The organism is Rhizobium sp. BR 315 (assembly GCF_050577975.1).
Taxonomy (GTDB): Bacteria; Pseudomonadota; Alphaproteobacteria; order Rhizobiales; family Rhizobiaceae; genus Rhizobium; species Rhizobium miluonense.
Genome location: NZ_JARWKZ010000044.1, coordinates 19007 through 45295 on the forward strand (window position 1 = coordinate 19007; position 26289 = coordinate 45295).

Consider the following 26289-nt stretch of genomic DNA (forward strand, 5'->3'; position numbering starts at 1 on the left):
GATGATGCGGCAGACTTGGCGTTGGTTCGGCCCGTCCGATCCGGTATCGATTGACGACATGCTACAGGCGGGAGTTGAAGGCGTGGTCACCGCGCTTCATCATCGCGCTCCCGGCGAGGTGTGGACGCCGGAGGATATTGCCGCCCGCCAGCGCGAACTCTCGGTTATGAGCGACGGCAGTCCCTCCGGGTTGAGCTGGGACGTGGTCGAGAGCCTGCCGGTCTCCGAGGATGTCAAACGCCAGAGCGGGCCGTGGCGGGAGCATATCGACAGCTGGAAGACAAGCCTTCGCCATCTTGCCGATGCCGGGGTGCAGGCGATTTGCTACAACTTCATGCCTGTCCTCGACTGGACGCGCACCGATCTTGCCTATCGCCTGCAAAACGGTGCGACGTGCATGCGCTTCGATGCGGTGGATTTCGCAGCATTCGACCTGTTCCTGCTGCAACGCCCGGCCGCGCGCGAAGAACTTGAGCCTGACGTCGTCGATGCAGCGCAGCGCCGCTTTTCGGAAATGGACGATGCGCGCAAGAGCCAACTCGTCGCCAATATCGTCTCCGGCCTGCCGGGTGCCGCGATCCACATGACGATCGACGAGGTGAAGGATCATCTCACGCAATATAATGGCTTGTCCGCCGAAAGACTGAAGGCGCATCTCATCGATTTCCTCAGCGAAGTCGCACCGCTCGCACAGGAGCTGGGCATGCGGCTCTGCTGCCATCCGGACGATCCGCCGTTTCCGCTGCTGGGGCTGCCGCGTATCATGTCGACCGAAGCCGATTACCGCGCCATGGTCGAAGCCGTCGATCTTCCGGCCAACGGTATCACGCTGTGCACCGGCTCACTCGGCGCGCGGCGCGACAACGACCTGCCGGGCATGATGGCAAGGCTCGGCGATCGCGTCCATTTCCTGCATCTGCGCAACGTCGCGCTGGAAGACAATCGGCACGGCGGCTCGTTCCACGAGGCGGCGCATCTCGAGGGCAGCACCGACATGGTGGCGGTGATCGCCGCCGCGCTCAAGGAGGAGGCAAGACGGAAAGGGCAGGGCCGCCAAGACTGGCAGATCCCTTTCCGCCCCGATCACGGCCAGAATATTCTCGACGATCATGTCAGGCAGACGCGCCCCGGTTATCCGGCGATTGGCCGCCTCAAGGGGCTGGCGGAATTGCGCGGCATCATGACCGCGCTGTCGCATCCGCTCGTGGCCGGAGGCTCATCGGGTCCTTGCGAGCCTGTCAGGATTTGAACGCTGTGCTGAATGAGGCCCTGCCGTTTTCCGCGCGACGCGGGTCCTACGACAGCTGATACGGCGTCGTCTCTCTGACATTGTGATCGACGGAGATGCTACGGCGCAAAGGCGGAACGGCGCGGCTGGCGCAGTTGCTGCGCTCGCATATGCGACAGGATATGCCGATCGGTTCGAAGGCGGATTTGTCGGTGACGTTGAGATCGTCGGCATAGACGAAGGCGCTGGCGTAGGAAATTTCGCAGCCGAGCGCCAGCGCGTGACTGGACCGCTGCGTGCGAAACCCTCCGACTCCCTTGCTCACATGCGTGGCAAGACAGAGATAGCGGGCGCCGTCTGGCGTTTCCGCAAGTTGGCGAATGAACCGGCCCGGTGTCTCGAAGGCCTGATGCGCGTTCCAGAGCGGACAGGCCGCTCCGAAGCGCGCGAATTGCAGCTTGGTTGCACTGTGACGCTTGGTAATGTTGCCGGCGCGGTCGATGCGGGCAAAGAAGATCGGGATCCCCTTCATGCCCGGGCGTTGCAGCGTCGATAGCCGGTGGCAGACCTGCTCCAGGGATGTCCCGAACCGGGCGGCAAGCAGCTCGATATCGTGCCTAAGGTCGCGGGCGGTTTTCAGGAAGCCTTGATAGGGCATGAGGAGAGCACCGGCAAAATAGTTGTGCAGGCCGATGCGACAGACCTCGCCAGCCTCTTCGCTGCGGAACCCTGCCTGGCGCACGATGTTTTCCACCGCCTCGCTGGCGTAGAGCTGTGCGACTTGCACGGCCATCTGGAATGTGCGGGTTTCGGCCGGGGCATACGGATTGAGGGTCAGCACCCGTCCCGCCGGATCGTAGCGGCGGACCGCATTCATGGCCGATGGCCCGTGCACGACGCGAACGCTGAATTGACTGTCCAGATAGTCTGTCAGGATCGGCTGGCCATCCCCGCCCTGCAGGCCGAGTTTGAGGGCGAGCGCTTCCGCCGTGGTGTCGAGTTCCTGCACATAGTTGTCGACATAGTGAAAGAAGTCGCGAACTTCGTCATAGGGCGTCGCTTCGAGTGCCGCAGCGCGGCCGAGCCTGTCGTCGAGGCTGGCAAGCTGCTCGCTGTTGCGCCGATAAGCCTGGTGACAGCTGACTAGCGCACGGGCAAAACCCGGCGCATTCTGCGCGATCAGCTTTAACTCCTGTAATGTCGGCGAGTAGGATTCGAACAATGGATCGCCAAGCGCCTCGGTAAGCGCCGACATCAGTCGATCGGTCTCGCCGGTGGAAAGCTCTGCAATGTCGAGCCCATATTTGTCGGCCAAGGCCAGAAGGACGGCGGCAGATACCGGACGTTGGTTGTTTTCGATCTGGTTAAGATAGCTCAGTGAGATGCCGAGGCGTTCGGCGAACTGGCTCTGCGTTGCATCATGTTCCAGACGCAGTTCCCGGACTTTCCGGCCGATGAAGAGTTTCCCGATGGCCATCTTCGCAACTTCGCAATTGTTAATTTGAATTTTTATAAGTCCGCATATCTGCGCGTTCAATGATTTTCTCGCGGTCGGACCCTCGCTATGACTTCGGCATATCGAGGGAGGCATCATGCAGACGATATTGGATCAGCTCGCAGCCCGGCGCGCCGAGGCGCGGCTGGGAGGCGGCGAGCGAAGAATTGCGGCCCAGCACGGAAAGGGCAAGCTGACCGCGCGCGAGCGCATCGAAGTGCTTCTCGATGAAGACTCCTTCGAAGAGTACGACATGTATGTCACTCACCGCGCGACCGATTTTGGCATGGCGGAGCAGAAGATCGCGGGTGACGGCGTCGTGACCGGATGGGGAACGATCAATGGCCGTCAGGTCTACATCTTCTCTCAGGATTTTACCGTGCTAGGTGGCTCCCTGTCGGAGACGCACGCGCAGAAGATATGCAAGATCATGGACATGGCCATGAGGAACGGCGCGCCGGTCATCGGCCTCAACGATTCCGGTGGCGCGCGCATTCAGGAAGGCGTGGATTCGCTTGCCGGCTATGCCGAGGTGTTCAAGCGCAATGTCGAGGCCTCCGGCGTCGTGCCGCAGATTTCCGTCATCATGGGACCTTGCGCAGGTGGTGCCGTCTATTCGCCGGCCATGACGGATTTCATCTTCATGGTGCGGGATTCCTCCTACATGTTCGTCACCGGCCCCGACGTGGTGAAGACGGTAACGAACGAGATCGTCACGGCGGAGGAGCTTGGCGGAGCGCGCACCCACACCTCGAAATCCTCGGTTGCCGACGGCGCCTTCGAGGATGATATCGAGGCGCTGGAGCATATCAGGTTGCTCTTCGACTTCCTGCCGCTGAACAACCGCGAGAAGCCGCCGGTCAGACCATTCCACCACGACCCGGCCCGGTTGGAAAATCGGCTAGACACGCTCATTCCCGACAGCTCCAACAAGCCTTATGACATGAAGGAGCTGATCCACGCCCTTGCCGACGAGGGCGACTTCTTCGAGCTGCAGGCGGCCTTTGCGCGCAACATCATCACCGGCTTCATGCGCATGGAAGGACAGACAGTGGGTGTCGTTGCCAATCAGCCCATGGTGCTGGCCGGCTGTCTCGACATCGACTCCTCGCGCAAAGCTGCGCGTTTCGTTCGCTTCTGCGACGCCTTCAATATTCCGATCCTGACATTGGTCGACGTGCCCGGCTTCCTTCCCGGCACGGCACAGGAATATGGCGGCGTGATCAAGCATGGCGCCAAGCTCTTGTTCGCCTATTCCCAGGCCACAGTGCCGATGGTGACGCTCATCACCCGCAAAGCCTATGGTGGCGCGTACGACGTAATGGCGTCGAAGCATATCGGCGCGGATGTGAACTATGCATGGCCCAGCGCCGAAATCGCGGTCATGGGCGCCAAGGGCGCGACGGAAATTCTCCACCGCGCCGATCTGGCCGATCCGGAGAAGATCGCCGCCCGCACCCGCGAATATGAGGAGCGGTTCGCCAATCCATTCGTTGCTGCAGAACGTGGCTTCATTGACGAAGTCATCATGCCGCATTCGTCCCGCCGTCGCATCGCCCGCGCCTTCGCCTCGCTTCGTAACAAGCAGGTGGATGCACGCTGGAAGAAGCACGACACGATACCTCTCTGACGGGCCATTCCCATGATCAAGAAAATCCTGATCGCCAATCGCGGCGAAATCGCCTGCCGCGTCATCAAGACCGCCAAGCGCCTCGGCATTTCGACAGTCGCCGTCTATTCCGATGCAGATCGCAACGCCCTGCATATGTCGATGGCGGACGAGGCGGTGCATATCGGCCCGTCGCCATCGAGCCAGTCCTACATCGTCATCGACCGGATCGTCGAAGCCGTCCGCAAGACCGGTGCCGACGCCGTACACCCTGGCTATGGTTTCCTCTCCGAAAACGCACATTTTGCGGCCGCGCTCGAACGCGAAGGCGTAACGTTTATCGGCCCTCCCGTCGGCGCGATCGAGGCCATGGGCGATAAGATCACCTCCAAACAGCTCGCGGCCCGCGCTGGAGTGTCGACGGTGCCAGGGCATATGGGTCTGATCGAAAACGCTGACGAAGCCGTGCGGATCGCGGATGAGATCGGCTATCCGGTGATGATCAAGGCATCGGCGGGCGGTGGCGGCAAAGGCATGCGCATCGCGCGCAATGCCGAAGAGACACGCGAAGGATTTCAAGCGTCGCGCAACGAGGCCAAAAGCTCCTTCGGCGACGACCGCATCTTCATCGAGAAGTTCATCACTGAGCCGCGCCATATCGAGATTCAGGTGCTCGGCGACAAGCACGGCAATGTCGTCTATCTCGGTGAGCGGGAATGTTCCATCCAGCGCCGCAATCAAAAGGTGATCGAGGAGGCTCCGTCACCCTTCCTCGACGAAACGACCCGCAAAGCCATGGGAGAGCAGGCCGTCGCGCTCGCCAAGGCTGTCGGCTACAATTCCGCGGGGACGGTGGAGTTCATCGTCGATGGCAAGCAGAACAAGTTCTATTTCCTTGAGATGAACACGCGCCTGCAGGTTGAGCATCCGGTGACGGAACTCGTGACCGGGCTCGATCTGGTGGAGGAAATGATCAAGGTCGCGGCCGGCGAACGTCTGTCTTTCGGCCAGGGCGATGTGAAGCTGAATGGCTGGGCGATCGAAAGCCGCCTCTATGCCGAGGATCCCTACCGCAACTTCCTGCCGTCGATCGGCCGATTGACGCGGTATCGTCCGCCGGCCGAGGGTCGAACGAGCGACGGCGCCATCCTGCGCAACGACACCGGCGTCTATGAAGGCGGCGAAATCTCGATGTATTATGACCCCATGGTCGCGAAGCTCTGCGCCTGGGCACCCAGCCGCGAAGAAGCGATCGATGCGATGAGCGATGGTCTCGACGACTTCGAGGTCGAAGGGATCGGACACAACTTGCCCTTCCTGTCCGCTGTCATGAATCAGGAGCGCTTCCGTTCCGGTCAGCTGACGACGGGTTACATCGCCGAGGAGTTCCCCGATGGCTTCCACGGCGTCGAGCCCCACCAGGCGTCGGCTCGCAAGCTTGCCGCCGTTGCCGCGACGATCAACCGGATCGTTCAGGCTCGCGCTGCGGATATTTCTGGAACGATCGGCAATCATCGCCGGCGGATCGGTCAGGATTGGGTCGTATCCTTCGGCCAGTGGCGTTTCGAGGTTTGCATGCTGCCGATGGAAGGCGATACGGACGTATCGTTCGCGGACGGCGAAGTGCTTCGCGTGGCGAGCGACTGGCTGCCCGGCAAAACGCACTGCGCTTTTTCGGTCGGCTCCGATATACTGGGCGTCAAGGTCGATCTGGTGGGGTCGGCGATCCGCCTGCGCTGGCGGGGGACGGAGATCGTTGCTCGTGTCCGGTCGCCACGCGTTGCGGAGCTTGCCCGCCTGATGCCTATTAAGCTGGCGGCGGATACCTCCAAGCTTCTGCTATGCCCGATGCCGGGAGTTCTGACCTCGCTCAGTGTCGAGGTAGGCAGTGTCGTCGAAGCGGGTCAAACCTTGGCAGTGGTTGAGGCCATGAAGATGGAAAATGCCTTGAAGGCGGAACGTAAGGGTGTCGTTAAACGTATCGAAGCGAAAGTAGGGCATAGCCTTGCGGTCGACGAGCTAATTCTGGAGTTCGAATGATGGTTGAACGATCCCTAGAGGAATGGGCTGATCTGGCCGAGAAGGAGCTCAAGGCATCGGCCGAGACGCTCACCTGGGAAACGCCTGAGGGAATAGCCGTCAAGCCGCTCTATACCGAGGCGGATACCGCGGGCCTGCCGCATCTTTCCTCGCTGCCAGGCTTTGCACCCTTCACGAGAGGGCCGCGCGCCACCATGTATGCCGGCCGTCCCTGGACGATCCGCCAATATGCCGGCTTTTCCACCGCCGAGGCCTCCAACGCCTTCTATCGCAAGGCGCTCGCCGCCGGTCAGCAGGGTGTCTCCGTCGCCTTCGATCTCGCCACCCATCGCGGCTATGACAGCGATCATCCGCGGGTCGTCGGGGACGTTGGCAAAGCGGGTGTCGCGATCGATTCCGTCGAGGACATGAAGATCCTCTTCGATGGCATTCCGCTGGAGAAGGTTTCCGTCTCGATGACCATGAACGGAGCCGTCATCCCGATCCTGGCGAGCTTCATCGTTGCCGGCGAGGAGCAGGGCGTGCCGCGTGCAGCACTTTCGGGCACGATTCAGAACGATATTCTGAAGGAGTTCATGGTCCGCAACACCTACATCTACCCGCCCGAGCCCTCGATGCGGATCGTTGCCGACATTATCGAATATACGGCCAAGGAGATGCCGAAGTTCAACTCCATCTCGATCTCCGGCTACCATATGCAGGAGGCCGGCGCGACGCTGGTGCAGGAGCTCGCCTTCACGCTCGCCGACGGCCGCGAATATGTGCGGGCTGCGCTGGCCAAGGGCCTCAATGTCGACGATTTCGCCGGTCGCCTTTCCTTCTTCTTCGCCATCGGCATGAACTTCTTTATGGAGGCGGCCAAGCTGCGGGCGGCGCGCCTGCTCTGGACGCGCATCATGGAGGAGTTCAAGCCGGCCAAGCCATCGTCGCTGATGCTGCGCACTCACTGCCAGACATCAGGCGTCTCGCTGCAGGAACAGGATCCCTATAACAACATCATCCGTACCGCCTTCGAGGCCATGTCCGCCGTGCTCGGAGGCACGCAGTCCCTGCACACCAACTCTTTCGATGAGGCGATCGCCTTGCCGACGGAATTTTCGGCGCGCATCGCCCGCAACACCCAGCTCATCCTGCAGCATGAGACCGGCATAACGAACGTGGTGGATCCGCTTGCCGGCTCCTACTATGTCGAAAGCCTCACCAAGGAACTCGCGGACAAGGCCTGGGCGCTGATCGAGGAGGTGGAAGCCCTGGGCGGCATGACGAAGGCCGTCAACGAAGGCTTGCCGAAGCGACTGATCGAGGAGGCAGCGACACGCCGGCAGGCGGCAGTCGACCGGGGCGATGAAGTCATCGTCGGCGTCAACAAGTATCGGCTGGAGACGGAGGAGGAGATCGAGATCCTGGCGATCGACAATGCCGCCGTCCGCAGCGCACAGATCAAGCGCATCGAGGAGACGCGCAGACGCCGTGATGGCGTCAAGGTCGAACAGGCTCTCGAGCGCCTGAAGACAGTCGCGGCGACGGGTGAGGGCAATATCCTCGAAGCCGCCGTTGATGCCGCCCGCGCCCGTGCGACCGTAGGCGAGATTTCCGACGCCATGCGCACAGTCTTCGGCGATCACTCAGCCGTCCCCCAAGTTGTCAGCGATATCTATGGTGCCGCCTATGCCGGCGATCCTGAGCTGGTGACGCTCAGCAACCGCCTCTCCGAGGTGACTGCATCGCTCGGGCGCAAGCCGAAGATCATGGTCGCCAAGCTCGGTCAGGATGGTCATGACCGCGGTGCCAAGGTCATCGCCTCGGCCTTCGGCGATGTCGGCTTCGACGTGGTCGCCGGGCCACTGTTTCAGACGCCGGACGAAGCTGCGGATCTTGCCGTCAGGGAAAAGGTTCAGGTGATCGGCATGTCCTCGCTTGCCGCCGGTCACAAGACGTTGGCGCCTCAGCTCGTCGAAGCGTTGAAAGAGAAGGGCGCCGATCAGGTCATTGTCGTGGTCGGTGGTGTCATTCCGCGCCAGGACTACGACTACCTGCTCGAACACGGCGTCAGCGCGGTCTTCGGCCCCGGCACCAATGTACTCTACGCCGCCAATTCCATCCTTGATCTCCTGGAAGGCAAACGCAGGAACGCTTGAGGTGATGGGCAAACTTGATTGCGTCTCCTCCTTGCCCTCCTCGGTGCCAGTCGTCATCCTGGCCGGAGATACGTCGCTGGAGCGATTGAGGGAAGTCGCCACAAGCGGTTATCTGCGGCTGCGCGAGCCCGTCGATGCGGAACGGGTCCGATAGGCAATCATTGAGCTATGCTCTCCCGAAACATCGGCGCTTCAGGTTTAGCTCCCAAAACGATCCGAGCAGCGCCTCCTTAAGCCTAAAAAATACCCATCTCCTACAAAAAGCGTCAAAGAGATGCGTTTGATGCATGGGTGCAGTGCGGGATCGTCGCTGGTTTAAATCGATTGAAGATCCTATATTCCAATCATCGAAACGACGCCGGAACCAAACGAGGTTGCCGACGTCAGGAAGCCCTCAGGAAAGGGGATTATCATGAACGTCGCACGCTCTTTCAACAACTGGCGCAAGTTCCGTCAGACCGTAAACGAACTCGGCCGCATGTCCAGCCGCGAACTGCAGGACCTCGGTATCGACCGCGCTGATATCCGCAGCGTTGCCCGCGCGGCAATCGCACGCTAATCGCATCACATTCGGCCTTTGAGGCCTCCGGACGCCCGCTGAAAATGCGGGCGTTTTTGCGTCAGCCTGCCATGCTGAAGGCCGGTTCGTTTTTCGCGCTGACTTGACGCCTTTCTGGTTTGCATTTTGTGCATAGCTGCAGTGCAGCATAAACTCTATGAATCTCCGGTAGTTCAAGTATGATCCAAATCATCGAAGCGATGCACCTCCTCCCGCAGCGCTTCGGATTTCAGACGGCCCACTCCTCCTCCCAGGGACGTCTGTAGGAACAGCGGCACTCCTCCTCCCAAGTCGCTGTTCGGTTTTCGAAAAGCCTGCCGCACCTCCTCCCGCGGCAGGCTTTTTTCGTTTTGGCGCTTGCTCCCTTGTGAAAGACATTCGTCAATGACGGCGGCTCGCTGATCATGATTTCGCATTGTTTCCAAACTGCCGGAACGAGCGCGTGAACTTGCATCTCCGGCGTCTCCCTCAGCTTGCGAGGGCAAATAGCTCCATCGCATCGGCAAAACCTTTCAGCCGCTGCGGCCCGATTGAAACCGCGTCGGTGATATGTGCCTTTTCGCGGAAGGCTTCGGATATCAGCAGCGCCTCGCCCCTTTCGCTGCAAATGCTCTGTATGCGGCTGACGACATTGACGTCGGGGCCGATCAGCGTGAAATCGAGCCGGCTGCCGGAGCCGACATTGCCGTAGCTGACCTCGCCATAGTGCAGCGCGATGCCGACCTTGATGTTGATGTCGTCATATTGGAAGCGGTCCACGTCGTCGAGGATCGCGCGCGCAGCCGCCAGTGCGGCGTTGCAGGCGCCGGGCGGATCGATGCCCGGAAAGAAGGCGAGAACGGCATCGCCCATGAACTTCAGCACCTCGCCGCCTTCTCGGGTAATCGCGGGGACGACCTTGTCGAAATAGGCGTTCAGAAGGCCGAGCACGACATTGCCGGGCAGCCGGTTGGAAAGTTCGGTGAAGCCGCGCAGATCGCAGAGCAGCAGTGCCGTTTCCATGGACTCGATCTCGCCACGGCGAATGTGCCCGGCAAGGATCCGGCTTGCTGTCATGGGACCGATATAGGTGTCGAGCAGGCTGAGCTCGCATTGCCTGAGAACGCGCAGCTCAGTGGCGTTGCGTAGCGCCGGCAGGATGCGCGCGATCACCTGCTGCTCGGCTGATGTAAAGCCGCTCGGCCGTTTCGTGCCGAAGGCAGCGGAGCTGATCGGCCCGTCGGCATTGCAGAGCGGAGCGATCATCAGCTGTACAAGTCCGCGGCCGGAAAAGATGTCGATATGTTGCCAGCGGCCGTGCTGGCTTTCGCCTGGGCCGACAATCAGCGTTTCGCGCGTCTCCAGAGCCTTCTGGAGCGGTGTATTCGCGATCGTCAGGCGCATCCCGTGTTCGCGGTCGTGAATCTCGATCGGTTCGCCGGGCGCCCAGGCGAAGGTGCGGCCGATGAGCTCGGGGTGCAGCGTCATCAAGTGTAGCGTCAGCCGGTCGATGGGGAGGCCGATCGCCCGCAAACGGCGCCCCAGCCCAGAGATGAGACCGACTTCATCGAGCGCGTGGCACTCATCTCCGGTCAGCCATTCGATGAGGCTCAGCGTCGCCGCGGCATTGATGCCGGCATGCGTGATCTTGGAGCTTGGTATTGCGGTTTGAGATATGTCCAGCAGCATGGTCATGATTGTTTCCTCCTGTTTCGGTGCGGCGCTTAGTGCGCGCCGGCACCGGAGAGATGACCGGCTTTCTTGAGAAACAGACTGGCGAGCAGGGCGACGACGAGCGCAACGCCAAGCAGGTAGAAGGTGTCGCTGAAGGCCATGATGTTGGCTTGCTTGCGCAGGCTGCCGGCGATAGCGACGATGGCCTTGTGCGTGGCAAGCGCCTGGTCGCTGACCCCATGGTTCAGGAAATAGTTGGTGAGCCTGGCGACACGGTCACGCGTTGCGTCTTCGAACATCGAAACCGAATTCGTCAGGATATTCGAGTGGAACTGTTCCCGCTTGGTGAGAAAGGTCTGCAGTGCCGCAATGCCGACCGCGCCGCCGAGATTGCGCATCATGTTGAAGAGCGCAGAGGCAGAGCCGGCATTTTCCTGTTCGATGCCGGCGGTGGCGATCGCGGTGAGCGGGGTGAAAGCCAGTGCCTGGCCAACGGCGCGCACGATATTTGGCCAGAAGAGCTGATCGCTGGCATAGTCGCCAGTCATGTAAACATTCATGAAGTTCGAGGCGGCAAAGAGGGCAAAGCCGGCAAGGATCAGCAGCCGGGCATCGAACCGCTTCATCAGCCGTGGCACCAGCGGGATCAGGATCAGCTGCGGAATACCGGTCCAGGCGAGCACCAGGCCGATCTGCTCCGAATTGTAACCCTGAATACGCGTGAGATAGATCGGCAGGACAAAGACCGAACCATAAAGCGCAATGCCGAGCAGGAAATTGGCGAGCATGCCGAAGCCGAAATTACGGCGCACCAGCAGGCGCAGGTTCAGCAGCGGATGGGCAGCGCGAAGCTCGATGATGAGGAAGAGCGTCAGCGAAACCGCGGCGATAACCGACAGACGGACGATAAATGGAGAGCTGAACCAGTCGTCCTTGTTGCCTTCTTCAAGCACTGTCTGCAGCGCTGCGAGACCGATTGCCATGGTGATGATGCCAGGCCAATCGCCCTTCGCGAGCAGCGAAAGGTTCATCGGCGCACGGTCGAGCGACACCCAAAGCATGGCCACCATCAGAATACCGGGCACGAGATTGACGTAGAATATATATTGCCAACCCCAGCTTTCGGTGAGGTAGCCGCCAATGGTCGGGCCAATCGCCGGCGCAAAAGTCGCAGAGAGGGCGAAGAGTGCGAGGCCCATCGGCTGCTTGGGCTTCGGCAGCAGCGTGATGATGATGGTGAAGGCCATCGGGATCAGCACGCCGCCGGAAAAGCCCTGGATGGCGCGCAGCACGATCATCTGCTGGAGGTTTGCGGCAAAGGCGCAGCCGACCGAAAACAGCAGGAAGAGGATGGCATTGGTCAGCAGATAGATGCGGACCGAAAAGACGCGGGCGAGCCAGGCGCTGAGGGGGATGACGACGATCTCGGCGATCAGGTACGAGGTCGAGATCCAGCCGCCGTCATCCGTGCCGGCGCCGATTGCGCCCTGGATGTCGGCAAGCGACGCATTGACGATCTGGATGTTCAGCACGGCCATGAAGGCGCCGAGCGTGGAACCGATGACGGCGATCCACATGCGCAGCGGGTTCATGGCAGGCTTGGCGGCCGGGGCCACCGCAACGGGGGCGGGTACGGCGGAATTGTTGTTTGCGGCGATCTGAAGAGTGGCCATGATGCAGCTCCTTCCGGCTAATGCCGAAATAATCTCATGACAGTGTTGAGGTGATAATCGACGAAGGAAGGGAAGGATCATCCAGCGTGGCCGGATAATCCCTCCGCGTTGGCGGTCGACGTCTGGGCGGCCTTGGTATCGATTTCGGGCTCGACCGACATGCCGGAGCGCAGCAGCCCGGCCAGGCGTTCATCATCGATCACGATCTTCACCGGAATGCGCTGGACGATCTTGGTGAAGTTGCCGGTGGCATTATCCGGCGGCAGCAGCGAGAATTCGAGGCCGCTTGCCGGCGAGAGGCTGTCGACATGGCCCTTGATGGCAACGTCGGGGAAGCTGTCGACCCTGATGTCGACCGATTGGCCGGGGCGCACATAGGTCAGCTGCGTCTCCTTGAAATTGGCGACGACATAGACCGAATGCAGCGGTACGACCGCCATCAGCTGTGTGCCTGACGTGACGTACTGTCCGACGCGGATCGAGCGGGCGCCGACCGTGCCGTCGACTGCGGCAACGATGTCCGTGTAGGAAAGATTGAGTTGCGCCTGGCGGACCGTTGCTTCAGCGCGATCACGCTGGGCGGCGGCCTGATCGCGCTGCGTCTGCAGCACGGGCACCTTGTTCTGGGTGGCAACAAGGGCGGCATGGTCACGCTCGACGACCGCGGCAGCCTGTTCGCGAGCGGATTGTGTCTGTTCGGCGCGCGATTGCGTGCCGGCGCCGTTGCTGATTAGCCGGGCCGAACGGGCGGCATCGGACTGCGCAAAATCGAGCGAGGCCTGAGACGCGGCTTCGGTTGCCTTGGCCTGTCCGATCAGCGATTGCTGCAGCACGATCTGCGCGTCGATATTGGCGATGGCGGCATCGGCAGCTTTCAGGTCCGCCTTCGCTTGGGAAAGGGCAGCCTGGAAGTCGCGGTCGTCGATGCGGGCAAGCACCTGGCCGGCCTTGACGCTGTCATTGTCGTTGACAAGCACTTCCTTGATATAGCCGGCGACCTTGGGGGCGATCGCGGTGTAATCGGCTTTGACGTATGCATCGTCGGTGGATTCGATGAAGCGGCCGACCATCCAGTAGTGATAACCGAAGTCGGCGGCGAAGGCCGCCCCGGCCAGCAAGGCGGCGACGAGCACCCCACGCTTGATGAGCTTGCGGCTTGTCCTCGGAGCCGTCGTTGCCGCAGGGGTAGCTACCTCGGCAGCCGGTGCCTGCGGAGCTTCGGCGCCGGGAGACTTTGTCGCCTCGCCCGCCGGCGCGACCTCGGCCTGGCTTGCGTTTTTGAACACCTCGTTGCGGGGTAGTTCGACCATTTGTCCATCTCCTTCAATATCGCAGCCCACTTGCAGCGGGCCTTTTTGATGGGGTGAAGATGCGTCCGAATGGTCTTTCTGATAATCTCCTCGAATCTGGAAGGATCATCAATTCAGAGTGGATAATCCGAGGATCAAATGGATCGGCTGACCAGCCTCACAGTCTTTGGCCGGGTGGTGGAATGCGGCGGTTTTTCGGCTGCTGCCCGCCGGCTCAACATGTCCGTCACCATGGTGGGCAACCATGTGCAATCGCTGGAGGATCGCCTCGGCGTGCGGCTTTTGAACCGCACCACGCGCAAGGTCAGCCTGACGGAAACCGGGAAATATTATTACGAGCGTTCCTCGCAGATCCTCGCCGATCTCGAGGAAATCGATCGAGCGGCAGGCGCGCTCAACACCATGCCGCGCGGCACGCTGAAAATTTACACCAGCGGCGCCATCGTCCGCTTCCTGCTTCCCGTCATCAACGAGTTCATGACGCAGTACCCGGCGATCTCTCTGGACTTCAACGTCGGCGAGCGCTCGATCGACATGATCGAGGAGGGCTACGATCTGATGATCCGCACTCTGCCCTCCCAGGAATCGACCCTTGTCGCACGCAAGCTGACCCCGTGGCGCCACATGCTGGTTTGCTCACCCGAATATCGCGATACGCATCCCATGCCGAAGGTGCCGGCGGATCTCGTGGAGCACAATTGTCTGCAATATGCCTATTATCCCTATGGCGACGAGTGGCGTTTCGAGGATGCGGCCGGCAATCAGCAAGGCGTCAAGATTTCGGGCAATGTCGTAACCAATAGCGCCGAGACCCTGCGTTTTCTGTTGGCGAGTGGGCAGGGCATATTCCTTGCCCCGAGTTTCATCGTCTTCGAAGATGTTGCCGCCGACCGGTTTGTGCGCATGATGCCAGATTATCGCGCAGTGGAGTTTACGATCAGCGCGATCTATCCGAACCGCAGCCATCTGCCGACCAAGGTGCGGCTGTTCATCGATCTGCTGGTGGAGCGCTTCGCCGAACATCGCAAATGGATGACATGAGCGTCCTGTCTTTTGCCGCTCGCTGCAATTTTTTTCGAATGCCTGGCGGGGAGGGCGTTCATCGCAGGCTCGTCATTCGGATCTGCGATGCTACTTCACCTGCCATCGATCCGATCGCAATTTAGCAGATTACACATCTATCGGTCCCCAACGGGAAGGGAATAAATGACTAGCGCACCCGAAATCAATGCCGGACATCTATCGGCCGATCGTGTCTTCTTCGAATTGCTGACCGGCAGTTTCCGTCGCATCGTTGGAGTTCCGCTCGTCGGCGAGGGGTTGGGACCGGATTGGCTCTATCACGATGCTCCCTTTGTGGTTGTGGCCCACAATACCGACGCGGATCCGCGCTTCGTCTATGCCAACAAAGCCGGCCAGAATTGCTTCGAATATCCATGGGACGAGTTCGTCACCTTGCCCTCGCGACTTTCGGCTGAGCTTCCCAACCGCGCGGAGCGCCAGCGATTGCTGGATGCCGTGACCAGCAACGGCTTCATTTCCGACTATCGCGGACTGAGGATCGCAAAATCCGGACGACGTTTCTGGATCGAGGACGGTATTGTTTGGCAGCTCATCGACGATGGTGGAAACCACCGCGGGCAGGCGGCGACGTTTTCCCGCTGGAAAGACGCTTAAGTCCGGGATCCGCCCGATTTGCGGTTGGGATCACGGCATAGCTTCTTCTATTGAAGGGCGCGAAGAGCATTTGAATGGGGATGAGAATCCTGGCGGCACCTTGGCCGCCGGGATCCATAGCTATCCGTATCGAGCAGAATCTCCACACGCGAGAACTCAGTAGGTTCCCGAATTCGATATCGGTGCGTTTCGAAGCGCAACGAAGATCAAGACGGAAAGCACGGCGATCATTGCGGCCACCAGCATCAGGACCGAGCTGTGAGCCGCACCGAACGCCACCTTGGCGGCGACCGCAATTTCCAGACCCGCGCTGCCGCCGATGTCACGAGCAGCCGTCATCGCTTCGCTGATGGAATTCGACACGCCATCGACATCGGCGGGATGTGAGAAGGACGAGCGGTAGATCGAATTCACCAACACGCCGAAGATCGTGATGCCCAGGCCTCCACCCAGCTCGTATCCGGAGCTTTCGAGCGCGCCTGCGGCCCCGGCTTTCTCCGCGGGAGCACTTCCCATGATCGCGATGGACGAGGCGAGAAGTCCGACGCCGAGCGCAAAGCCGAGGATCGCAAGGATGACGGCGACGGCATACACATCCTCCGCCAGATTGGACATTGAGATCGCAAACAGGGCGAGCGCGGCAGCTGCCATCGACAGTGAGGCGACAGCGCGAAGGCCGTAACGATTGGCGAGCCAACCGCCCGCGGGTCCGCCGATTGCCGCGGCGACAACGATGGGCAACATGAACACACCGGCTTCGAGGGGTGTCTTGTCGAGGACATACTGGAGCTCCTGTGCCAGCACGAGCTCGAATCCGGCAAGCGATCCGCTGGCAACGAAGGCCATGATCAGGCCGGTGCCGATCGCCGGCTTCGCTAGCAGGGACAGGTCGAGCATTGGGTTTTCCGACGAAATCTGTATGCAGGAGAACCAGGCCAGCAGCGCTACACCACTCGTGAGAATGACGACACTTTGAAGGTCCAGCGCTGCCTTGAAGCCGGACTTGATGCCGTAGACGGTAAGGACCAAGCCGGCGACCAGCAGCAAGGCCTGTCCAGGCTTCCACGTCGCTTCAGAGTTGCCTGGCTGGGAGGGGACGAGCTTCCAGACGGCCGGGATAACCAGCATCATGACAGGCACGTTGACGAGGAAAACCGAACCCCACCAGAAATGCTCCAGCAGTACGCCGCCGATGAGAGGGCCAATGGCAGCACCAGCCATGCCGACCACGCTCCAGATGCCGAGCGCCGTTGCCCGCTCGGCGTCGTCTTCGAACGCCTGCCGGACCAGGGCAAGAACGCAGGGCATGATCATGGCCGAACCGATCCCGAGTATCGCGCGCGTCACAATCAGCATCAGGGCGGAAGTCGAGAATGCGGCGGCGATGGAAGTAGCACCAAAGATACCGAGCCCGATCAGGAGTATCTGACGGTAGCCGATCCTGTCTGCCAGCGTCCCCATGGGGACGAGCAGGCCCGCCATGACCAGAGGATAGACGTCGATGATCCACAGCACTTCATTTCCCGAGGCGCCCAAAGCGACGGCAAGGGAAGGGATTGCGATGTGAAGGATCGTCGTGTCCACGACGACGGGAGTGAATGCCATCATTACGGCGGCAAGGATGAGCCAGCGACTTGAGTGCATTTGTCAGCTCCTATGCAGCATGAAGATCATGCCGCCCATCCGGTTAGGGATGGGCGGCTGGTGCGGGCGGGACGTCAGCGCCCGCATCGTCATCGACCGGTCTCTTGGTCCGCAGTAAGGACAGCACGAAGACGAAGAAGACCGGGACGAAGAAGACGGCGAGGAGGGTTGCCGAGATCATGCCGCCGAGGACGCCGGTGCCGATCGCGTTCTGGCTGGCCGCGCTTGGGCCAGTAGCAATGGCGAGCGGCACGACGCCGAGCGTGAAGGCAAGCGACGTCATCACGATCGGACGGAAGCGGACACGGGCCGCCTCGACTGCCGATTCAAGCAGGGATTTGCCTTGGGCGTAATAGTCTTTGGCGAATTCGACGATCAGGATGGCGTTCTTCGCCGACAGGCCGATGATCGCGATGAGGCCTACCTTGAAGTAGAGGTCGTTCGGCATTTCGCGCAGTACCGCTGCCAGCACGCATCCGATGATGCCGAGCGGGACCACCAGCATGACCGACAAGGGGATCGACCAGCTTTCGTAGAGACCTGCCAGCAGTAGGAATACGAAAAGGATGCTGAAGCCGAAGAGGATCGGTGCCTGGTTGCCGGAGGAGATTTCCTCGCGCGACTGGCCGGACCACTCGTAGCCGAAGCCGTCGGGAAGGTCGGTTGCGAGGCGTTCCATCTCGGCGATGGCTGCGCCGGAAGACTTGCCCTCGGCCGCCTGTCCGGTGATACGGACGGTCGGATAGCCGTTGTAGCCGACGATCTGCGGATCGCCCTTGCGCCAGTCGGCGGTCGCGAACGACGCCAGCGGCACCATCCCGCCGCTTGCGTTGCGAACGTTCAGCTTCATCATGTCTTCCACCTGCATACGGCTGCGGCCGTCTGCCTGCACGATGACCTGCTGCATGCGGCCTGCGTTCGGGTAATCGTTGATATAGGAAGAGCCGAGGTTCGACGTGATGGCTTCGTTGATGTCGGAGAAGCTGACGCCGAAGGTGTTTGCTTTCTCGCGGTCGATCGCAAGCATGATCTGAGCCGCCTCCTGCATGCCTTCGACGCGGACATTCGTCACCACGCCGCTTTGGGCCGCTTTTGCCATCAGCTCGTCCGCCGCTTGCTTGAGAGCCTTCTGTCCGCGCCCGGCGCGGTCCTGGAGCCGGAAGGAGAAGCCGCTCGTCGTGCCGAAGCCTTCGATCGGCGGAGGCGAGAGTGCATAGGACGTGGCGTCCTTCAATCCGGCAAGCTGTGCATTGACACGCCCGGCGATCTCCGGGACCGAACTGCCAGCCGGCCGAACGCTCCAGTCCTTGAGCGTGACAAAGGCGATGGCCGAGTTCGGGCCGTTTCCGGAAAAGCTGAAGCCCTGAACAGCGAAGACGTTTTCGACCGCGGGTTCGGCCTTGAAGATGGCCTCGACCTGCTTCAGCGACGCGATCGTGCGATTGGCGCTCGCCTCCGGCGGTCCCTGAATGTCGACGAGCAGGATGCCCTGATCCTCCTCCGGCACGAAGGAGCCCGGCAAATTGACGAAAATGTAGCCGAGGCCGACGACGAGTGCGAGATAGACGACCATCATTCGTCCCGACCGGCGCGCAAGGCCGGCGGCGGTCTTCGTGTAGCCGGCCGTCATCCCGTCGAACTTGCGATTGAACCAGCCGCCGAGCCCCTTCTTCGCGTGGTGATCAGCCTTGATTGGCTTCAGGAACGTGGCGCAGAGCGCCGGTGTCAGTGAAAGCGCCAGGAAGGCCGAGAACATGATCGAGACGACCATAGTCAGCGAGAACTGCCGGTAGATGATCCCGGAAGCGCCCGGAAAGAATGCCATCGGAATGAAGACGCAGGAGAGCACCAGCGTAATGCCGAGGATGGCGCCGGTGATCTGCTTCATCGCCTTCTGCGTCGCGGCCTTCGGCGGCAAGCCTTCCTCGGCCATGATGCGTTCGACGTTCTCGACCACGACGATTGCGTCGTCGACAAGGATGCCGATCGCCAGAACCATGGCAAACATGGTCAGGACGTTGATGGAAAAACCTGTCGCATACATGACGGCGCAAGTCCCCAGCAGCGCGACCGGGACGACGAGCGTCGGGATGATCGTGTAGCGAAAGTTCTGCAGGAAGACGAACATCACGATGAAGACGAGCGCGATCGCCTCGATCAGTGTGTGGACGACCTTCTCGATCGAGGCATTGACGAACGGGCTGGTGTCGTAGGGTATCGAATACTCTACGCCCTTCGGGAAGAACTTCGACAGTTCGTCCATCTTCGCCTTCACCGCTTTCGAAACAGAGACGGCGTTGCCGGTCGAGGAAAGCTGGATGGCGAGACCAGCGCTCGGATTGCCGTTGAGCCGGCTCGTCGTGGAGTAGTTTTCGGCGCCGTTCTCAACGCGGGCGATGTCGCGCAGGCGCACAGTCGAGCCGTCGGGGTTGGCGCGAAGGATCACGTCGCCGAACTGCTTTGCACTGTTGAGCTGACCCTCGACGATCACGGTCGCGGTGAGATCCTGGCCGACCGGATTTGGAGTGGCTCCGATCTGGCCAGCGGCAACCTGCGCATTCTGGGCAGCGATCGCCGCACTGATGTCGGCCGCCGTCAGATGGAGGCCGACCATCTTGTCGGGGTCGATCCAGACGCGAAGCGCCCTTTGCGAAGCGAAGACCTGCGCGCGGCCGACGCCCGGGAGGCGGCGGAGCTCCCCGAGGACGTTGCGGTTGATGTAGTCGCCGAGCGCGATCTCGTCCATCTTGCCGTCGGTGGAGGTCAGGGCTGCGATCAGCAGGAAGCCGGCGCTGGCTTCCTCGACATAAATGCCTCGCGTTCGCACCGTCTGCGGCAACCGCGCCTCGACGCGGCGGACTGCGTTCTGCACATCGACCGTTGCCTTGCCGATGTCCGTTCCGGAGGCAAACGTCGCGTTGATGCTCACCGATCCGGAATTGTCCGACGTCGATTCAAAGTCGACGATGCCATGGACGCCATTGAGTTCCTCTTCTATCAGGCGGGTAACCCCCTGATAGATTTCCTGCGGAGACGCGCCGGGGTAGGAGGCGGAGATCGAGAGCTGCGGAGGCGCGACAGCGGGATATTGCGCGACCGGCAACGAGGGAATCGTAATGATCCCTGCGATCATGATGAAGAATGCGAAAACCCATGCGAGAACGGGTCGCTTGATAAAGAGCTGTGCCATGTCTGAATTACTTCGCGGCCTGGTCTGAGGAGTTTTGGTCGGCGTTTTTCGGCGACCAGGGTTCAGCGACTACCTTGCCTCCCGGCGTGACCTTCTGGACCCCGTCGGCGATGATTGTTTCGCCATTCTTCAGTCCTGAGAGGACGATCCACTCGGAGCCGAGGGATGCGCCGAGAACGATATTGCGCACCTGCGCAGTCTGGTCGGAAGCGAGCACGAAGATCTGCGGATTACCCCCGGCATCTCTCGTCACCGCCCTTTGCGGAATGGTGATGCCGGCTTGCTGGACTGCCTGCTCGATGCGCACGCGGACATACATTCCCGGCAGGAGATCGCGCTTCGGATTGGGGAACTCTGCTCTTAGCGTCACCTGTCCGGTATTGGGATCGACATTCGCGTTCGAGAACAGGAGCTTGCCGGGCTGGTCGTAGACCTTGCCGCCGTCGAAGACCAGTTCGACACGCGCCTGGCCTGGCGCCGGGCTTTCGAGCTTGCCGTCGCTGACCGCTTGCTTGAGCGCAAGAAGTTGCTGTGCCGATTGGGTGAAGTCGGCGTAGACGGGATCGACTTGCTGGATCAGCGCCAGATTGGAGGTGCTATCCGCCGTGACCAGCGTTCCCTCGGTGGCAAGAGCGCCGCCGATGACGCCGGTGATTGGCGCGCGTACCTCGGTGTAGCCGAGGTTTATCTTGGTTTCGTCAAGGGCAGCCTGCTGGGATGCGACGTCGGCGTCGGCCTGATCGAGGGCGACGGCAGCCGTATCGTAATCCACCGCGCTCACGACATTGCGCTCACGGAGCAGGCGCTGGCGTTCAAGCTGCTGCTTGGCATTGGCCTGGATCGCCTTGGCTTTCTTCAACGCTGCTTCGGCGCTGGCGACGCGGACTTCGAACAGGCGCGGATCGATCCGATAAAGGACGTCATCCTTATGCACCAGGCTGCCCTGCTCAAAGACTCGCTCTTGCAGGATGCCCGAGACCCTCGCGCGCACTTCGGAAACCCTGGTTGCGGCAATGCGGCCGGGAAGCTCACTCATGACGGGAACGGCGTGTGCCTTCAATTCAACGACCCCGACCGCCGGTGGCGGTATCTGGGTTGCTTCCTGGGAGGATGCATGACCTGCCACCAAAGCGAGCATCGCCGTAATCGTCAGCAGCGTCGATCGCCCGTGCAGTCCCTTGTTCATCAGCATTGATGGCTTCCTGTCTGGACCGAAGGGGATGTCTTTCCGGACAAATTGTCTCGCAAGCTCGCGGCTTCGGTTCTTTCGAACATTCGTGTTTTTATTCTGCGGTTTTCGCTAATTTACGCTAGACAGCACAACTGTTGCGTTTCAATGGAGCGTATGTGGAAGTTTCATGGAGATGCGAAATGAATGTTGACGCGGGGCTTCATGACGCCTTTTGTCGGGACAGGAGGTGCGTATGGAAAACGCTCTTGTACTGATCATCGAGGACGAGCCGGAAATATCCGATATCCTCGAGCGCTATTTCGAACGCGAGGGATTCCGTGTTTTGACGGCGTCGGATGGAGAGATTGGGCTTTCCCATCATCAGCGCCTCCGGCCCGATCTGGTCGTTCTCGACGTCAAGCTGCCCAAGCTCGACGGTTATGCTGTTCTTGCAGCGATCCACAAGCGCGGCGACACGCCTGTTATCATGGTGACCGCGCTGGCTGACGACGTGGACAGGCTGCAGGGACTGCGGGCGGGAGCCGACGATTATGTGGTCAAGCCGTTCAATCCGGCCGAGGTGGTTGCGCGGGCCCGTGCGATCCTCAGGCGTTCCGTCGCCGCCGGCATGGCCAACAAGGTTCTGCGGATCGGAAGGCTCTCGGTCGATCCGATTGCGCATGTGGCTTCGGTAGACAATGGTGATCAGCGCGTCCTCCTGCCGCTGACCCGCACGGAATTCCGGATCCTTGAATTCATGGCTGGCTATCAGAACAGGGCCTTCGAGAGAGGCGAGATCATCGACGCCTGCCTTCCCGAAGGCGAGGCCCTCGACAGGACGGTCGACAGCCACATGAGCAAGCTGCGCAAGAAGCTGGAAGCGGCCGGCGTCGGCAATCTTCTCAACGGCGTCAGAGGAGTGGGCTACCGCCTTGGCGACCTCGGTCAATAATAGTCTCAACCGACAGATCATCTGGTCGACCACGATCGTCGCGTTCGTTTCCCTGTCGGTCATGTTCTTCGGGTTCCTGATCTACGGCTGGGTTTGGGATTGGCTGTTTCCCGGAGCCATCAGCAGCGACGAATGGGCTCCGACCGATTTCGTGGTTCTCGCCATCAATGTCGCGATCGGCCAGGCCGTCGGAGCCTATGTCGGCTGGCGGCTTGCCCGGCGGCTGGTCAAGCCGCTCATCACCGTAGCACATGCCGCCCGCACCATCGCCGAGGGCGATTTCACCGGGCGAGCCACGGGGCAGGGGACGTTCGGCGAAGCCGATCGCCTCATCGAGGATTTCAACCAGATGGCGGAGAAGCTGCAGAGGGCCGAGAAGGAACTCCAATATTCGAATTCCGCCATCGCCCACGAGCTTCGCACGCCGCTGACGATTCTTCGCGGGCGCATGCAGGGTTTGGCCGATGGCGTATATGAGCCGAGCCAGGATGCCTTTCTCGGCCTGGTCAAGCATATCGATTCCCTGACGCGCATCGTCGAGGATCTCAAGACCCTCTCGCTGATGAATGCCGGCCGGATGGAGCTGCAGATCTCAAGCTTCGATCTGGCGGCAGAAGTCGGCGATACCCTGGACACAATGAGACCGGCGCTGTCCGCCCAAAGGCTAGAGCTCGTCGTCAACATGCTCAGCGCACCGCTCAACGCGGATCGCGCGCGGGTTCGGCAGGTTGTTCTCGCCTTGATAGACAATGCGGCGCGCTATGCGCCTGGCTCGCGCCTCGAGGTCAGGACGTTCATGAGGGGTGGATTTGCCATTCTGCAGGTTTCGGACACCGGACCGGGAATGACCCCTTTGGAGCAGGAATACGCCTTCGAGCGCTTCTGGAGAGCTGATGAAGCCCGAAGCCGGAGGGCCGGAGGGTCCGGGCTCGGTCTGTCCGTGGTCAAGGCGATTGCCGAGGCGCATGGCGGCAAAGCCATGATCGAGAGCCGCAAGGGCGGCGGCACGACTGTGCGTGTGACCATCCCGCGCTACTGAGCCTGCAAGACTTCATCGCCTCGGGATGGGTCATGAATTCTCGACTCAGTCTCGACAGGATCTCCACACGGCTTTGCCAAAGTTCCCGCCGGAAAGGGCCGCTCCCATTTACAGAGCGGGCTGATGGAAGATGAAGCCAGACAACGGTTCCGACATGTTGGAATTCCTCGATGCGATCCATTGCAAAGGCTTGCTGGAGTTCTCCGGAAACCACACCCCGGATACCGAAACAGGGCTTCTCCTGAAGCGTGGGCTCGATTCCTCCCTCATTCGCGCTGGCGACGCCAATGGCAATTTCGGTCTCTGCTTCATGTTGACGGGAAAAGGGCGCCACGCTCTTGGCTTAAGCGGCGATCCCTACGTCAATGACGTTTCAGTCGAGAGGTGCGACTTCGATCCGAGGCGCAGGCGCAATCTTGCGACCTTCTTCCGCCTCATGCCTGCCATCTGCTTCATCGCCATCCTTTGCGGCATCGTCCTCTCCCTGCTTGTCGTGAGGAAGTAGCTCGCGCTTGCGGCTAATCGCCATTCGCCAGGGCGCCGCATGGCTCCGCCACATCAGCATTTCCAGGCAGTGTTTCTTCAAATTCGCCAGGAGAAATAGGCATAGACGACGGCCGCGCTGCATGCGGGTCGCGCAAGAAGCCGCAGGCGTCTGTGTATGCGCCAAAGGCTGGGCTCAGGATGCGATATGCACGATCAGCTTGCCAAAATTCTTTCCCTCCAGCAGGCCGATAAAGGCCTCGGGAGCGTTTTCGAGTCCGTCCACGATGTCCTCTCTATACTTGAGGCGTCCTTCGGAGATCCATTTTGCCGCTTCGCGATAGAAATCGGGGCGCTGATCGACGAATTCGCGCTGAATGAACCCCCTTATCGTCAGGCTTTGGCGAAGAACGGCCCGCATCACGGTGGGCAGTTGATTGTGACCATCAGAGGTCGAAGACCCTTCATTGTAATGCGCGATCAGCCCGCAGACCGGGACACGCGCAAAGTCATTCAGCAGCGGAAACACCGCATTCCAGACATGGCCGCCGACATTCTCGAAATAGATGTCGATCCCGTTCGGGCAAGCCGCCGCGAGTTGGCTGGCGAAATCGCTCGACCGGTGGTCGATCGCAGCGTCGAAGCCGAACTCATTGCGGATATAGTCGCATTTATCTGCCCCGCCGGCGATCCCGACGGCGCGCGCGCCGAAGATCTTGGCGATCTGGCCGACTGCGGAGCCAACCGCACCGCTCGCCGCTGCAACCACCAGCGTTTCGCCGGCTTTCGGTTTGCCGATGTTGCGAAGCCCCGCGTAGGCGGTGAAGCCGGGCATGCCGAGAACGCCCAGCGCAGTCGTGATCGGCGCCGCCTCGGGATCGAGCTTGCGCAAAGCGGCGGCGTCCGAGATTGCATGGCTCTGCCAGCCGGAATGAGAGAGGACGATATCGCCCGGCGCGAAAGCCGCGTCGCGGCTGCTGACGACGCGCGCGACCGTTCCCCCTTCCATGACTCCACCGACTTCGACCGGCTTGGCATAGGACTTTGCGTCGTCCATACGGCCGCGCATATAGGGATCAAGCGAAAGATAGAGGATCTGGAGAAGAACTTCGCCTTCGGCGAGATCCCGGACCGCTTCTCGCTCAAGCCGGAAATTGGCGGCCACAGGCTTTCCTGAAGGGCGAGACGCAAGGACGATGCGTGTGGAGATGGGTTGGTTTGCCATGCCTGTGTTTCCCGGGTCTGATTTTGCTATCCAGATAATAGAACTTTTCGCGGCCGGTCGCGCGTTTGTCGGCGTGAGTGATTTGGATTATTCCCTGAACCAGAGCGCGACACCGTTGGCAGCCTCGGCCTCGACGAGCAGGCCACCTTCGAAAGGCTTGGGTGAAAAACCACCGAGAACCAGAGCGTCTGCCGCGGCGTTCAGTGAGCGCACTTTCAGTCCGAGCGCCACCTTGCGCTCGTTGCCTTCGAAACCCTGGGGAATGGCGGATCCGAAACGGGCGCTCGCGCCGTCTTCGGACAGGATGTGGATGGTAGCGGTGCCGGCCCGTATGGAGATACTATCCTTGTTGGCTTCGGGAGCCGCTGCGGGAAAGCCGTCGAGCAACCCGGTAATCACCTGAGAAGCGCGGCTGACGATGAAGACATCGCTGATGTTCAATACGCCGTTCGGGTGGTTCTGATCGATCGGACGCCATACGAGTTCCGGCGTGTTGTGCTGGCAAAAGAAAAAACGACCATTGGAAATCACCTCTCCGCCGATCTGGAAGGTGCGGAAGCTTGCCGGCTTTGGCACGCCATCGACATCAACCGGGCGCGAGAAATCCCTCCAGTCCGTCACCGGCTTGCCGGCTTTTACCAATTCACCTTGTAAGGCCGCGGCATCGCTGGTGCGAAAGGCGAGACCGTTAAGGCCTGACGGGTAGGACCAGAGATCGGTCCTCGTCTTCTCGCTCTCCGACGGGAAGCCGAGGAGCTCCAGATAGTTGCCGTCGAAGACGGCAAGATGATTGATGGAGCCGAGCGTGTGGTAGCCCCGTGGCGTCAGCGCGAAGCCGAGCTTGCGATAGATCGCTGCGGCGGAATCGAGCTTGTCGAGTACGCCAATGACCGCGTGATCGAGGACGAGTGGCTGAGCCGTAGCGGGCATGAGTGGGATCTCCGGATATGGATATATGAGATTGCGTTTGTTTTGTTCAGCCAACCTCGGGATCGGCAAGCAGCGCATCCGACGGCGAGAGTATTTAGTCTACTAATTTTATGATCTATATAGTGCGCCAATGGGGATGACGATTCCGATTGATTCCAAATGGACCCCATAAACATGGAAAAGAATTCCAATTTGCCGTCCCCATCGACATTGACGGCTCTCGGAGTTTCGTCCCTCTTTCCCGGGACGTCACGTCGCCAAGAATTTTCAGAG

General features: G+C 60.7%; 20 protein-coding genes. 11 read left to right on the forward strand and 9 right to left on the reverse strand.

What is annotated here, in order from left to right:
- Nucleotides 1-4: 4 nt before the first annotated feature.
- Entirely contained in the window at nucleotides 5-1249 is a 1245-nt protein-coding gene (gene uxuA / locus QD409_RS27850) for a mannonate dehydratase (protein WP_430764210.1), read from the forward strand.
- Between the two features lie 46 nt (nucleotides 1250-1295).
- On the opposite strand, the gene QD409_RS27855 is transcribed toward uxuA, so the two are convergent.
- Nucleotides 1296-2705, reverse strand: a complete 1410-nt coding sequence (locus tag QD409_RS27855) for a helix-turn-helix domain-containing protein (RefSeq protein WP_092846077.1) — start codon at nucleotides 2703-2705, stop codon at nucleotides 1296-1298.
- A 115-nt stretch (nucleotides 2706-2820) separates the two neighbouring features.
- Here QD409_RS27855 and QD409_RS27860 point away from each other — a divergent pair, with 115 nt between their 5' ends.
- The 5 genes from QD409_RS27860 to QD409_RS27880 all read left to right on the forward strand — a co-directional run bounded on the left by QD409_RS27860 (nucleotide 2821) and on the right by QD409_RS27880 (nucleotide 9069).
- Nucleotides 2821-4353 carry an acyl-CoA carboxylase subunit beta gene (locus QD409_RS27860; RefSeq protein ID WP_430764191.1) on the forward strand — a complete coding sequence of 511 codons (1533 nt, stop codon included), beginning with the start codon at nucleotides 2821-2823 and terminating at the stop codon, nucleotides 4351-4353.
- A 12-nt stretch (nucleotides 4354-4365) separates the two neighbouring features.
- Nucleotides 4366-6372, forward strand: a complete 2007-nt coding sequence (locus QD409_RS27865) for an acetyl-CoA carboxylase biotin carboxylase subunit (RefSeq protein WP_430764192.1) — start codon at nucleotides 4366-4368, stop codon at nucleotides 6370-6372.
- The gene (scpA, locus tag QD409_RS27870; RefSeq protein WP_430764193.1) at nucleotides 6372-8510 is read left to right on the forward strand and encodes a methylmalonyl-CoA mutase; all 2139 of its coding nucleotides are present in this window, start codon (nucleotides 6372-6374) and stop codon (nucleotides 8508-8510) included. Before QD409_RS27865 ends, scpA begins: the two co-directional genes overlap by 1 nt.
- Nucleotides 8511-8514: 4 nt before the next feature.
- On the forward strand, nucleotides 8515-8664 hold the full coding sequence (locus QD409_RS27875; protein ID WP_430764194.1) for a hypothetical protein: 150 nt from the start codon (nucleotides 8515-8517) through the stop codon (nucleotides 8662-8664).
- Nucleotides 8665-8922: 258 nt separating this feature from the next.
- A complete protein-coding gene (locus QD409_RS27880; protein WP_081615274.1) occupies nucleotides 8923-9069 on the forward strand; it encodes a DUF1127 domain-containing protein in 147 nt (48 codons plus the stop codon).
- A gap of 468 nt (nucleotides 9070-9537) precedes the next feature.
- Here QD409_RS27880 and QD409_RS27885 read toward each other — a convergent pair whose 3' ends face one another.
- The 3 genes from QD409_RS27885 to QD409_RS27895 all read right to left on the reverse strand — a co-directional run bounded on the left by QD409_RS27885 (nucleotide 9538) and on the right by QD409_RS27895 (nucleotide 13705).
- Nucleotides 9538-10743: an adenylate/guanylate cyclase domain-containing protein gene (locus QD409_RS27885; protein ID WP_430764195.1), complete on the reverse strand. Its 1206-nt coding sequence runs from the start codon at nucleotides 10741-10743 to the stop codon at nucleotides 9538-9540.
- 29 nt (nucleotides 10744-10772) lie between these two features.
- The gene (locus QD409_RS27890; RefSeq protein ID WP_430764196.1) at nucleotides 10773-12395 is read right to left on the reverse strand and encodes an MDR family MFS transporter; all 1623 of its coding nucleotides are present in this window, start codon (nucleotides 12393-12395) and stop codon (nucleotides 10773-10775) included.
- A gap of 77 nt (nucleotides 12396-12472) precedes the next feature.
- Nucleotides 12473-13705 (reverse strand): HlyD family secretion protein, encoded by a 1233-nt coding sequence (locus QD409_RS27895; RefSeq protein WP_430764197.1) that lies wholly within the window; start codon nucleotides 13703-13705, stop codon nucleotides 12473-12475.
- Nucleotides 13706-13843: 138 nt separating this feature from the next.
- Here QD409_RS27895 and QD409_RS27900 point away from each other — a divergent pair, with 138 nt between their 5' ends.
- Both QD409_RS27900 and QD409_RS27905 read left to right on the forward strand, forming a co-directional pair.
- Nucleotides 13844-14746, forward strand: a complete 903-nt coding sequence (locus QD409_RS27900; RefSeq protein ID WP_430764198.1) for a LysR family transcriptional regulator — start codon at nucleotides 13844-13846, stop codon at nucleotides 14744-14746.
- A gap of 165 nt (nucleotides 14747-14911) precedes the next feature.
- Nucleotides 14912-15382, forward strand: coding sequence for an MEKHLA domain-containing protein (locus QD409_RS27905; RefSeq protein ID WP_430764199.1), 471 nt, complete (start codon nucleotides 14912-14914; stop codon nucleotides 15380-15382).
- A 156-nt stretch (nucleotides 15383-15538) separates the two neighbouring features.
- Here QD409_RS27905 and QD409_RS27910 read toward each other — a convergent pair whose 3' ends face one another.
- The 3 genes from QD409_RS27910 to QD409_RS27920 are packed head-to-tail and all read right to left on the reverse strand — an operon-like array spanning nucleotide 15539 to nucleotide 21408.
- Nucleotides 15539-17026, reverse strand: coding sequence for an MFS transporter (locus QD409_RS27910; protein ID WP_430764200.1), 1488 nt, complete (start codon nucleotides 17024-17026; stop codon nucleotides 15539-15541).
- A gap of 43 nt (nucleotides 17027-17069) precedes the next feature.
- A complete protein-coding gene (locus QD409_RS27915) occupies nucleotides 17070-20216 on the reverse strand; it encodes a multidrug efflux RND transporter permease subunit (RefSeq protein ID WP_430764201.1) in 3147 nt (1048 codons plus the stop codon).
- 7 nt (nucleotides 20217-20223) lie between these two features.
- Nucleotides 20224-21408, reverse strand: a complete 1185-nt coding sequence (locus QD409_RS27920; protein WP_430764202.1) for an efflux RND transporter periplasmic adaptor subunit — start codon at nucleotides 21406-21408, stop codon at nucleotides 20224-20226.
- 232 nt (nucleotides 21409-21640) lie between these two features.
- On the opposite strand from QD409_RS27920, the gene QD409_RS27925 reads away from it, so the two are divergent.
- The 3 genes from QD409_RS27925 (at nucleotide 21641) to QD409_RS27935 (ending at nucleotide 23883) form a co-directional block, all read left to right on the forward strand.
- Nucleotides 21641-22339: a response regulator gene (locus QD409_RS27925; protein WP_430764203.1), complete on the forward strand. Its 699-nt coding sequence runs from the start codon at nucleotides 21641-21643 to the stop codon at nucleotides 22337-22339.
- Nucleotides 22320-23378, forward strand: coding sequence for an ATP-binding protein (locus tag QD409_RS27930; RefSeq protein ID WP_430764204.1), 1059 nt, complete (start codon nucleotides 22320-22322; stop codon nucleotides 23376-23378). The genes QD409_RS27925 and QD409_RS27930 overlap by 20 nt, the downstream gene beginning before the upstream one ends.
- Nucleotides 23379-23508: 130 nt before the next feature.
- The gene (locus tag QD409_RS27935) at nucleotides 23509-23883 is read left to right on the forward strand and encodes a hypothetical protein (RefSeq protein WP_430764205.1); all 375 of its coding nucleotides are present in this window, start codon (nucleotides 23509-23511) and stop codon (nucleotides 23881-23883) included.
- 174 nt (nucleotides 23884-24057) lie between these two features.
- Here the strand turns inward: QD409_RS27935 and QD409_RS27940 are convergent, their stop codons facing one another.
- Both QD409_RS27940 and QD409_RS27945 read right to left on the reverse strand, forming a co-directional pair.
- Nucleotides 24058-25086, reverse strand: a complete 1029-nt coding sequence (locus tag QD409_RS27940; RefSeq protein WP_430764206.1) for an NADP-dependent oxidoreductase — start codon at nucleotides 25084-25086, stop codon at nucleotides 24058-24060.
- Nucleotides 25087-25173: 87 nt separating this feature from the next.
- The gene (locus QD409_RS27945; RefSeq protein ID WP_092846045.1) at nucleotides 25174-26016 is read right to left on the reverse strand and encodes a VOC family protein; all 843 of its coding nucleotides are present in this window, start codon (nucleotides 26014-26016) and stop codon (nucleotides 25174-25176) included.
- Between the last annotated feature and the right edge of the window lie 273 nt (nucleotides 26017-26289).

Coding starts and splice junctions, on each gene's coding strand:
- uxuA (WP_430764210.1), top strand. CDS start 5: ATGCGGCAGACTTGGCGTTGGTTCGGCCCGTCCGATCCGGTATCGATT.
- QD409_RS27885 (WP_430764195.1), bottom strand. CDS start 10,743: ATGACCATGCTGCTGGACATATCTCAAACCGCAATACCAAGCTCCAAG.
- QD409_RS27860 (WP_430764191.1), top strand. CDS start 2,821: ATGCAGACGATATTGGATCAGCTCGCAGCCCGGCGCGCCGAGGCGCGG.
- QD409_RS27925 (WP_430764203.1), top strand. CDS start 21,641: ATGGAAAACGCTCTTGTACTGATCATCGAGGACGAGCCGGAAATATCC.
- QD409_RS27865 (WP_430764192.1), top strand. CDS start 4,366: ATGATCAAGAAAATCCTGATCGCCAATCGCGGCGAAATCGCCTGCCGC.
- QD409_RS27905 (WP_430764199.1), top strand. CDS start 14,912: ATGACTAGCGCACCCGAAATCAATGCCGGACATCTATCGGCCGATCGT.
- QD409_RS27935 (WP_430764205.1), top strand. CDS start 23,509: ATGAAGCCAGACAACGGTTCCGACATGTTGGAATTCCTCGATGCGATC.
- QD409_RS27890 (WP_430764196.1), bottom strand. CDS start 12,395: ATGGCCACTCTTCAGATCGCCGCAAACAACAATTCCGCCGTACCCGCC.
- QD409_RS27880 (WP_081615274.1), top strand. CDS start 8,923: ATGAACGTCGCACGCTCTTTCAACAACTGGCGCAAGTTCCGTCAGACC.
- QD409_RS27940 (WP_430764206.1), bottom strand. CDS start 25,086: ATGGCAAACCAACCCATCTCCACACGCATCGTCCTTGCGTCTCGCCCT.
- QD409_RS27910 (WP_430764200.1), bottom strand. CDS start 17,026: ATGCACTCAAGTCGCTGGCTCATCCTTGCCGCCGTAATGATGGCATTC.
- QD409_RS27915 (WP_430764201.1), bottom strand. CDS start 20,216: ATGGCACAGCTCTTTATCAAGCGACCCGTTCTCGCATGGGTTTTCGCA.
- QD409_RS27895 (WP_430764197.1), bottom strand. CDS start 13,705: ATGGTCGAACTACCCCGCAACGAGGTGTTCAAAAACGCAAGCCAGGCC.
- QD409_RS27875 (WP_430764194.1), top strand. CDS start 8,515: ATGGGCAAACTTGATTGCGTCTCCTCCTTGCCCTCCTCGGTGCCAGTC.
- QD409_RS27900 (WP_430764198.1), top strand. CDS start 13,844: ATGGATCGGCTGACCAGCCTCACAGTCTTTGGCCGGGTGGTGGAATGC.
- QD409_RS27920 (WP_430764202.1), bottom strand. CDS start 21,408: ATGCTGATGAACAAGGGACTGCACGGGCGATCGACGCTGCTGACGATT.
- scpA (WP_430764193.1), top strand. CDS start 6,372: ATGGTTGAACGATCCCTAGAGGAATGGGCTGATCTGGCCGAGAAGGAG.
- QD409_RS27945 (WP_092846045.1), bottom strand. CDS start 26,016: ATGCCCGCTACGGCTCAGCCACTCGTCCTCGATCACGCGGTCATTGGC.
- QD409_RS27855 (WP_092846077.1), bottom strand. CDS start 2,705: ATGGCCATCGGGAAACTCTTCATCGGCCGGAAAGTCCGGGAACTGCGT.